General features: G+C 33.6%; 11 protein-coding genes and 2 pseudogenes. All 13 read left to right on the top strand.

All coding sequences use genetic code 11. The features are described from left to right. Nucleotides 1-40: 40 nt before the first annotated feature. Nucleotides 41-550 carry an ankyrin repeat domain-containing protein gene (locus BAQ49_RS21955; protein WP_071747040.1) on the top strand — a complete coding sequence of 170 codons (510 nt, stop codon included), beginning with the start codon at nt 41-43 and terminating at the stop codon, nt 548-550. Nucleotides 551-986: 436 nt separating this feature from the next. Beyond that, the gene (locus BAQ49_RS34350; RefSeq protein ID WP_025148808.1) at nt 987-1,208 is read left to right on the top strand and encodes a DNA/RNA non-specific endonuclease; all 222 of its coding nucleotides are present in this window, start codon (nt 987-989) and stop codon (nt 1,206-1,208) included. A 224-nt stretch (nt 1,209-1,432) separates the two neighbouring features. Further along, complete coding sequence (locus BAQ49_RS21945) at nt 1,433-1,912, top strand: antitoxin YezG family protein (protein ID WP_025148809.1); 480 nt, start codon at nt 1,433-1,435, stop codon at nt 1,910-1,912. A 554-nt stretch (nt 1,913-2,466) separates the two neighbouring features. After that, complete coding sequence (locus tag BAQ49_RS32665) at nt 2,467-2,667, top strand: hypothetical protein (RefSeq protein WP_131802731.1); 201 nt, start codon at nt 2,467-2,469, stop codon at nt 2,665-2,667. A gap of 198 nt (nt 2,668-2,865) precedes the next feature. Continuing rightward, a complete protein-coding gene (locus BAQ49_RS21940; RefSeq protein WP_071747039.1) occupies nt 2,866-3,336 on the top strand; it encodes an Imm30 family immunity protein in 471 nt (156 codons plus the stop codon). A 56-nt stretch (nt 3,337-3,392) separates the two neighbouring features. After that, nucleotides 3,393-3,860, top strand: a pseudogene (locus BAQ49_RS21935) (DUF6985 domain-containing protein). A gap of 366 nt (nt 3,861-4,226) precedes the next feature. Then, a complete protein-coding gene (locus BAQ49_RS21930; RefSeq protein ID WP_244159135.1) occupies nt 4,227-4,394 on the top strand; it encodes a hypothetical protein in 168 nt (55 codons plus the stop codon). A 50-nt stretch (nt 4,395-4,444) separates the two neighbouring features. Then, nucleotides 4,445-4,651, top strand: coding sequence for a hypothetical protein (locus BAQ49_RS21925; protein ID WP_071747041.1), 207 nt, complete (start codon nt 4,445-4,447; stop codon nt 4,649-4,651). Between the two features lie 272 nt (nt 4,652-4,923). Continuing rightward, nucleotides 4,924-5,433, top strand: a complete 510-nt coding sequence (locus BAQ49_RS21920; RefSeq protein ID WP_071747038.1) for an ankyrin repeat domain-containing protein — start codon at nt 4,924-4,926, stop codon at nt 5,431-5,433. 423 nt (nt 5,434-5,856) lie between these two features. Next, nucleotides 5,857-6,030 carry a hypothetical protein gene (locus tag BAQ49_RS33735; protein ID WP_244159134.1) on the top strand — a complete coding sequence of 58 codons (174 nt, stop codon included), beginning with the start codon at nt 5,857-5,859 and terminating at the stop codon, nt 6,028-6,030. 113 nt (nt 6,031-6,143) lie between these two features. Next, a complete protein-coding gene (locus BAQ49_RS33730; RefSeq protein ID WP_244159133.1) occupies nt 6,144-6,311 on the top strand; it encodes a hypothetical protein in 168 nt (55 codons plus the stop codon). A 22-nt stretch (nt 6,312-6,333) separates the two neighbouring features. Continuing rightward, nucleotides 6,334-6,843 (top strand): ankyrin repeat domain-containing protein, encoded by a 510-nt coding sequence (locus BAQ49_RS21905; RefSeq protein WP_071747037.1) that lies wholly within the window; start codon nt 6,334-6,336, stop codon nt 6,841-6,843. Nucleotides 6,844-7,201: 358 nt separating this feature from the next. Next, nucleotides 7,202-8,024, top strand: a pseudogene (locus BAQ49_RS33725) (hypothetical protein); the annotation flags it as partial.

Here is an 8,024-nt window from a genome sequence, read left to right as displayed (position 1 = left end):
ATAGCTAGTACAAGATAGTAGAGATACAGGAGGTAATGTTATGGATGAAAAAAGTTTAAATAAAGCAATAAGAAATGCAATTAAAATTGGTGATATTAATGAAGTAAAACGTTTAATAGGAGATAATCCAGAATCTTTACATTCAATGACACCATTTGGTACGTGGTTACATGTTGCAGCAAAGAAAGGGCATTTTGGAATAGTGGAATATTTAATCCATAAAGGAATCGATGTTAATACAAAAGGTGATATATTTGATGCTTCCCCTTTAAGATTGGCAGCAGGAGCGGGGCATTTGGAGATAGTAAAGTATTTAATTGAGGCAGGCACAGAATTAGATGTGAGCTTAGCAAAAAGAAATCCATTATTTGGTGCGATTTATGGTGGACATAAAGAAGTAGCTAAGTTTCTAGTTGAAAAAGGAATAGATATTTCAATTAGATACACTGGAGAAAATATTAAAAACATGGATGCTTATGAATATGCTAGAGAATTTGGGCAAACAGAAATTGCTGAATATTTAAAACAGAAGATGGATGAAAAAGAATAGGCTGTTAAAAAGTACATACTCCATGATGGTTGTACCATCATAAAGTATTACGTGCAATGATTGAACAGATAACGAGATACGAGCTTAGGCGAGATGACATTTTACTATGCGACGAATATAAAGACATGGAATGGACATGAAACTAAAGAACTCGTAAACTTGTAAGTTTTAACGTAGTAGTTGTCACGACATATAAAAGGTGTCATACTATTACCACAAAACTTACAAATTTAATGCTACTTAAAAATAGATGAAATTAAAGCACTTAATTGTCAATTATGACAACGAGTGCTTTTTTGCATTTTAGCGTAGAAATAAGTCGGTACACGTATAATTTTATAAGTATACTAAGGATACGGGTAATGGTAGTAAAGTAGATGTCCCTTATGGAACACAATTTCGTAAGACTGGTAACGAAAAAGAACTAAAACCAAATGTGAAGTACAAAACAAAAGAAGGATATACCTATGAAACCAACAACTTTGGTCGAATTGATAGTGTCGAAGCGGAATTACAACTCGGCAAAGGAAAGAGAAATCAATATGCTCAAAGTAATGTAGGTGGAACAGACAGAATTAGAGGTAATTATCCAGGGAGAGATGATGGTGGCCATTTAATTGGTAGTCAATTTAAGGGATCCGGAGATATTGATAACTGAGTTCCAATGAATTCCCAAATAAATGAAGTTGGTGGGAAATGGCATTAAATGGAACAAGAGTAGGCATCGGCATTAGAAAGAAAAGAAAGTGTAAACGTAAAAATAAAACCGCAATACACTGGAAATTCAGCTAGAACCTGATAGTTTTATAGTTACTTACTCGATCGATGGCAGTAGGATGAAAAAGGTTACAATACTAAATCAAATAGGAGGTTAGTGAAATTATGGAGCAACAGATGAATCAGATGTATCCCTTGATTGCGGAGCATATTATAGATATGATACCTGATGGTGATTGGAATGAAATTTACTTGTATGCTGAAATATTGGATGGTTCTAGAGAGGTGTACTTTTATTTCAATACTTCTGACAACGAGGATTTTTTGTATTCTCATGATATTCCTGAAAAATATAATGTGAGTGAAGAAATCTACGATAACCTGTTGGTGAAATTACAAACTAAATTTAATGATTTAAGACAAATATTTATTGACCATGATCAAGAGCCATGGACGAATTTAACTTTAATATTGAAGTATCCTGGAAAGATAAAACTTCATTATGATTATGTAGATATAATAAATTCAAAAATATCCCCGACTCAACGACAAATGATTTTTGAATATCAACATTTGGGTTTGTTACCTCAAAGTGAGAAAAACAGACTGTTTGTACAAAATTATGTAAATAATCAAAATGACTAGCAATAAAAGTAACATCAATAACTTAAATCTTGATTAGCCATATGACTTACAAGGTTTGAGTTGGTTTATACTAAAAAATGCATACTCCGTGATGGTACCACTATCACGGAGTTCTGTAACAATTTGAACTATGGTAAATAAGAATAATAACTAGGTGAGAGGACATTTTGCTGGGCGACGGGTACAATGACATGGAATGCATAGTAAACTAACGAATGCACACAAGCTCGTGCGTTTTAAAGGTATTACTTGTCACGAGACACAAAAGGGGCGTACTATGTTTACTATGCAATGAAACTTACAAACTTAGAACGAACATAGACACTTAGAAAACAAACGAACTTAAAGCACTTGATTGTCACTTATGGCAACGAGTGCTTTTTGCGTTATAATTTTATAAGTGCACTAAGGGTACTGGTAAAATTGATTATGATGAATTGAGAGTACGACTTAAAGAACGTTATAATAGATTTGTGGATGATACGAGACAAAATATAACACAAATAAGTACATGATTTCTTCTAAATGAGTTGAATCATGGAAGGTTTGGAAGGTTGCCCAATGCAAAAGGAGACAATATAACAGGTCACCATATGCCGCCTAATAAATATATGCAAGAAGAGTTTGAGATTAAAACTAAAGATAGTTATGCGATGTTCTTAGAGCATCCGCATCCAGGAGATGGTGTATGGCATAGAAGAACTTTTACATATGTATTGAGTAAAAGAACAAGGCCAGAGGATTGTGATTTATAAATGTCTTTGAAGCCACGGGATTCTCTAGCGTTTGATATTAATGATTTAAGGCGAATTATGAAAGAAGATGGATTTTATAACAAAGACAATAGAGAGAAGCTTAAAGAATATATTGATTACTATAAAAAATATGAGAATAATGATTTGAAGATATTTGGCAAGCCAAAGTAATAGTGGATAGAAAGGTGGGAGAGCACAATGGAATTTAAAGAGGATATTTCTATTTTATACAAAATGCGTTTTCTAGAGAATGAAGGAGATAATATTGAGGAGTTTGAAAATATTCTCAATGAATTATCACATAGAGGAACAAATAATATAATCCCTGATCTTTGTATGATTTTTGAGGATGATATCGCTGAGCCATCAGCTGGTGATTACCTTATTGAAACGATATTTTATATTGTTGAACATTCCGGGATGGAGGAAGGGCTATACAAATTAGCTATTGGTATTCCTAAAATGTTACCTCATGCAGAATTCTGGGCGGAAAGAATTCATCGGACACTATTAAATTCAAAAGGTTTAGTAGTATCTTATATTAATGCATTAGAAAATGTAAATAGCTCAACTAAACAAATAATTAAAGGAATTCTTCTTGAGATAAGAGAGGACGATCCAGATTTATATTCAGAAAAAGTTAATTCAATTTTAGAGAAATTAAACTAAAATAAAAAAGCGTTTGAACCGAGAGGATTTGCCAATAAATAAAAGGGAGAATTAAAATGAGAATAAATGATTCAGTTTTCGGTAAACTCGAATATGATTTTATATGGTCTAAGGATACTACCATTAGTTTTTGGGAAATGAAGTCAAAATAGCATTGATGGTGAAGGGTGATGAGTCTGGTCGATTTGATGAAGAACAATATGTAGCGATATATATCGCTTATGCAAAATTGGGAACACTTGCAACAAAGTTTTTTGCAACCGATTTTGGAGTATTATAAACAAAAGCGACATGGACTAGGTTATGACATTGAATTAAATGAAAATTATCCATTAATTGAAACAACTGATCAAATACTAGAAATGATAACTTTAGATGGAATTGTTGTTCCGTATGCAGATATTTTTGAAGCGCGAGATATTGGAATTACATTTAATTGTACATGGGATATGGAAAATGGATTAGGGCTTCGTCTATTAAATGAAAAGGTAATTGAAGTAGGTTACCAGGATGTTGCTATTTAAAATAGGATGTTTGAAAATACATACTTCATGATGGTTGTACCATCATGGAGTATTACGTGTAATGATAGAATAGAAAAAGAAGTACGAGCTTAGGCGAGATAACATGTTACTGGGTGATGAATATAAACACATGGAATGGATACAAAACTAACGAACTCGTACAAACTCGTAAGTTTTAACGTAGTAGTTGTCACGACATATAAAAAGTGTCATGCTATTACTACAAAACTTACAAATTTATGCTACTTAAAAACAAATGAACTTAAAGCACTTGATTGTCAATGATAGGCAACAGGTGCTTTTTTAATTGATTGGTATGCTTTAACTTCATAAATAGTTGGTAAGTTGGAAGAAGTAGCGGCATTCATGAATAAGCTGCCGGGTAGTATGAAGAATGTCGTGGAGAAGATTAAAAATATTGAGATCCCGAATTTATTCCCTGAACCTTCGCTAGCAGGCATTGGAGGAGAAAGACACTTGGAGAGTTATTTTCTGCTGTTAATAGTGGAACTAGGGGTACGGGTAATACCGTAAGTGATTATCTTGATGATATAATTGTGAACGGGAATGTCGATGCCGCTAAGATGAATAAGCTAAAAAATGCTATTCAAAATAATACTTTTAGTAAAGAAGAGTTGGCTGAGATTAGTAAAAAGATGTCTGATTTAGGCATTACTAAAAAATATAATGAAGCATTACTTAAAATTGTTTTTGGTAAGTATCTTAGAGGACTAATAGGTGACCCACCTACTGATATGAAAAATCCACATGCACATCATATTTTATTTTAAAAAAGTTTAGGCGAGGATCAACAAAAATTTGTTCAAGAAGGCCAAGAAATATTAAGAAAATATGGTATTGACCCTATAATTGGTAAAGAAAATTTAGTTTGGGCGCCAAATAGAATTGCCGGACAACATAGTATTGCAGCTTTAGAGAATGTTGTAAATCAGTTGAAAGCAGTTGATGCAGCAGGTGCAGATTTAGATGATATTATTGAAATACTAGAAGACCTTGGAAAACAAGCTGCTTCTAGGAAATAGAAGTTAAGGGAGAAATTAATATGGATAAGACTCAATTTGCAAAAGATATTAGAAGTGCCATAAAAAGTGGTAAATTGGGTACTTTAAGAGATTTACTTGAGAAAGAACCAGAAATGTTAACATGGATGACACCTTTTGGTACGTGGTTACATGTAGCGGCAGCTCATGGACATTTAGAGATAGTAGAATATCTTATTAATGCTGGAATAGATATTAATGCACAAGGTGGAACTTTCTCAACAAATGCTCTTGAAAGAGCGACTACAAAAGGACATTTAGAGATTGCTGAATATCTAATTAGTCGGAATGTAGAGATAGATATTAGTGAACCAGATAGAAATCCTCTGTTTGCTGCAATATACGGTGGGCATTTGGAGATTGTTAAATTGTTAGTTGAGAACAATTTAGATATATCTATAAAATACTCTGGTGACACCATGAAAGATATGGGAGCTTATGAATTTGCTATTGAAAGAGGGCAAACAGAGATTGCTGAATATTTAAAGCAGAAGATGGATGAAAAAAAATAGGCTGTTAAAAAGCACTTACTTCATGATGGTTGTATCATCATAGAGTATTATGCGCAGTGATAGAATAGAAAAAGAAGTACGAGCTTAGGCGAGATGACATTCTACTATGCGATGAACATAAAGACATGGGATGGATATGAAACTAACGAACTCGTACAAACTCGTAAGTTTTAACGTAGTAGTTGTCACGACATATAAAAGGCGTCATACTATTACTACAAAACTTACAAGTTTAATGCTACTTAAAAATAGATGAACTTAAAGCACTTGATTGTCAATTATGGCAACGAGTGCTTTTTTGTATTTTAGCGTAGAAATAAGTCGGTACACGTATAATTTTATAAGTATACTAAGGGTACGGGTAGCACTGTAAGCAATTATCTTGATGATATATTCGAGGCTGGTAGTGTCAATGCCACAAAGATGAATAAGCTTAAAAATGCTATTCAAAATAATACTTTTAGTGTAGATGAGTTGTCTGAGATTAGTAAAAAGATGTCTGATTTAGGCATTACTAAAGAATATAATGAAGCATTAATTAAACTTGATTTTGGTAAGTATCTTAGAGGACTAATAGATGACCACCTACTACTATGAGAAATCCACATGCACATCATATTCTATTTAAAAAAGTCTTGGCCAGAAGCAAAAAGTACTTGTTCAAGAAGGTCAACAAATATTAAGAAGGTATGGGATAGACCCAATAATTGGTGAAGAAGACCTTGTTTGGGCACCAAAATGCCGTAATAGGACAACGTAGTCTTGATGCTTTGGAGATTGTTGTAAAGCGGTTAAGAGATATTGAAGCTGAGGGCGGTGACCTTGACGATATTGTTTACGCTCTTAAAGGATTAGGTGGATTAGCTAGTAGAAGATAATTGAATTTAAGGAGGATATGTTTTGGATAAAAAAATTTTAAACAAAGCAATAAGAAATGCAATTAAAATTGGTGATATTAATGAAGTAAAACAATTAATAGGTAATGATAAAGAAATTTTGAACACAATGACTACATTTGGAACATGGTTACATGTAGCTGCCAAGAAAGGACACCTTGAAATGGTTGAGTATCTAATTAATAAAGGTATAGATATTGATGCTAGAGGTGGTACATTTGATGCTTCTGCATTAAATTTGGCAGCAGGAGCGGGGCATTTGGAGATAGTAAAGTATTTAATTGAGGCTGGTGCAGAATTAGATGTGAGCTTAGCAAAAAGAAATCCATTATTGGGTGCGATTTATGGTGGACATAAAGAAGTAGCTGAGTTTCTAGTTGAAAAAGGAATAGATATTTCAATTAGATACACTGGAGAAAATATTAAGAATATGGATGCTTATGAATATGCTAGAGAATTTGGGCAAACAGAAATTGCTGAATATTTAAAGCAGAAGATGGATGAAAAAGAATAGGCTGTTAAAAAGTACATACTCCATGATGGTTGTACCATCATAGAGTATTATGTGTAATGACAGAATAGAAAAAGAGGTACGAGCTTAGGCGAGATGACATTTTACTATGCGACGAATATAAAGCATGGAATGCACATGAAACTAACGAACTCCTAACCTCGTAAGTATTAACGTAGTAGTTATCACGACATATAAAAGGTGTCATACTGTTACTACAAAACTTACAAATTTATGCTACTTAAAAAAAAATGAACTTAAAGCACTTGATTGTCTATGATAGGCAACAAGTGCTTTTTTAATTGATTGGTATGCTTTAAATTCATAGATAGTTGGTAAGTTGGAAGAAGTAGCGGCATTCATGAATAAGTTGCCGGGTAGTATGAAGAATGTCGTGGAGAAGATTAAAAATATTGAGATCCCGAATTTATCCCCTAAACCTTCATTAGCCGGCGCTGGGAATGTAGGAGAAGGAAATACACTTGGTAGAGAGTTATTTTCTGTTGCTAAGAGTGAAACTAAGGGGCAAGCGCAAAACGCGAATCGGTTATCTGGAGAGAAACTAGATAATCTTTCTCTTAATATAGAGAAGAAAACATCTGTAGGGAATGAACCTGTGTTTGAGAAAAAGCCAGCGCAGTTTTTTAATAGGGTGAATTTGAAGAGCGGTGCTAAATATACTCATAATATGATAGAAAATCCTGGACCTTTAGCTGAAGTAAGGGGAAATCCAGCATCAAACTTTCTAGCAGGAAAATATAATGTGAAAATTTTGGATGAAGATACAACTTTATATCGTTCAGGCAAAAAAGGAGGATTAACAATTCCGGGAGAAGAACAAAATGCACTTGGACAGTGGTTTACAAGAGAACCAGCAGAATCAGTTGCAAAAGTGCGGATAGATTCTGCGGTTAAAGCTCAATGGATAGATCCTAAAACAGGTGTACTGACAGGTACTTCGCCAATAGAATCAACATACGCAATAAAAATTCCTAAAGGAACTACAATATATGAAGGGCCGGTTGGATATCAAGGAGGTCATTACCTTGGTGGAGAAAATTGTAATCAAATTTTTATTTCAGAACCATGGAAGATTAGTGGGGTAGAACCTTTGAGTGAAACACCTATAAATATGAAGAATGGTGCGAAGGTTGTGGCAGAAGATATAATTAATGTCGAACCTC

This window comes from Bacillus proteolyticus (assembly GCF_001884065.1).
In the GTDB taxonomy this organism is placed as follows: Bacteria; Bacillota; Bacilli; order Bacillales; family Bacillaceae_G; genus Bacillus_A; species Bacillus_A proteolyticus.
This window is presented reverse-complemented; position numbering and strand designations above follow the sequence as displayed.